This window comes from Streptococcus sp. 2022WUSS135, from assembly GCF_044427045.1.
Taxonomy (GTDB): Bacteria; Bacillota; Bacilli; order Lactobacillales; family Streptococcaceae; genus Streptococcus; species Streptococcus hashimotonensis.
Genome location: NZ_JAOTGL010000060.1, coordinates 1 through 1489 on the forward strand (window position 1 = coordinate 1; position 1489 = coordinate 1489).

The following is a 1489-nucleotide window of genomic DNA, read 5'->3' on the forward strand; positions in this document are numbered from 1 at the left end:
ATTGAAATTGACCCACGGTACTTAACTAATATTGAAAATAAAGGGCAACACCCCAGCATACAAGTTCTTTATGACCTTGTATCGTTACTTCATGTTTCCGTTGATGAATTTTTCTTACCTGCTAATAACTTGGTAAAAAGCACCCGACGATTACAGATAGAGAAATACATGGATAGCTTTACAGACAAAGAACTATCCTTAATGGAATCTTTAGCCAGCGGTATCAACGAAGCAAGAAACATCGAAGACTAATTAAAAGAATCCATACATAACGGAAAGAGCCGATAAAATGAGATTGTATTAATCTCATTTTATCGGCTCTGCGTCTTTGCGTCTGGCTCTGTAATCACAGTTACTTTGAACTGCTTTATTTCAATTAAATTTTCTTGTCTGCATTTCGGACAATAGAGGGGGAATTTTTTTAATTCAGTATCTTCCCTTATCTTTAATCGTGTTTTATTTCCACATACAGGACACAATATCCACTTGTAGTTTATAATAACTATCTCCTCCTTTACACTTTAATTCAAATCTTTATTAAAAAATATTTCATCTTATTTAACAAGAAACCATATTTATATAACAACATAAAATACACTAAGTTATTTTATTGAACATATATCGTACTTTATCTATCCGACTATTTGGACGACGGGGCTGGCAAACAGGTTCACCGGTAGTAACATGGTACCCTTTTAACTCTGTTAAACAAACACTACGTCCATTTGTAAAGAAAGTTAAATCACTACGATATTCTTGAATACACCGAGCAGGGATTTCTCCACTAAGAATGACCTCATTATTTTTCAATTGAGTGTCTACGATGTTCGCACAATATTTAGGAGCATCGTTGTATGCTCGTGAAAGATATTCCTGTGGCGCATAAATTTTAAAACTAAGATATGGCTCTAACAATTCTGTTCCAGCTTTTTTTAAGACTTGTTCCAATACAATAGGAGCAAGCATCCGAAAATCTGCTGGGGTACTAACAGGGCTATAGTATAAGCCATACTTAAAACAGATTTTACAGTCCGTCACATTCCAACCATATAATCCTTGTTCGCAACCATAGCGTATCCCTTCCATAACTGCATTTTGAAATGATTGATTTAAGTATCCAAGAGAAACCGAGCTCTCATACTGCATTCCACTTCCCAACGGAAGCGGTGATACAGATAAACCAATGGAAGCCCAGAAAGGATTTGGCGGCACTTCGATGTGAATGGTATATTCTGCATTTTTTAACGGTCTCTCCATATAAATGACTGTAGGCTCTTTTAGTTCTATCTCCACATGATACTTTTCTTGCAACAGTGCACTAATCACTTCCATTTGTACTTTCCCTAAGAAAGAAAGTATAATTTCATGTGTCGTAGAATCCACGTAATATCGTAGAAGCGGATCACTATCTGAGATTTCCAAAAGGGCATCAAGCAACATTTCTCTCTGTTCAGGTTTACTCGGTTCAACAGTTGTTTGTAGTAGAGGG

At 36.1% G+C, this 1489-nt stretch carries 2 protein-coding genes and 1 pseudogene; 1 reads left to right on the forward strand and 2 read right to left on the reverse strand.

Going from position 1 to position 1489, the window contains the following annotated elements:
* Positions 1 to 252 (forward strand): helix-turn-helix domain-containing protein (locus ODU45_RS09895; RefSeq protein WP_398581233.1); only part of this gene is annotated, 252 nt, incomplete at its 5' end.
* Between the two features lie 59 nt (positions 253 to 311).
* Here ODU45_RS09895 and ODU45_RS09900 read toward each other — a convergent pair.
* Both ODU45_RS09900 and ODU45_RS09905 read right to left on the reverse strand, forming a co-directional pair.
* Positions 312 to 479 (reverse strand): cysteine-rich KTR domain-containing protein, encoded by a 168-nt coding sequence (locus tag ODU45_RS09900; protein WP_000336323.1) that lies wholly within the window; start codon positions 477 to 479, stop codon positions 312 to 314.
* A 118-nt stretch (positions 480 to 597) separates the two neighbouring features.
* Positions 598 to 1489 (reverse strand): annotated as a pseudogene (locus ODU45_RS09905) (tetracycline resistance ribosomal protection protein); the annotation flags it as partial.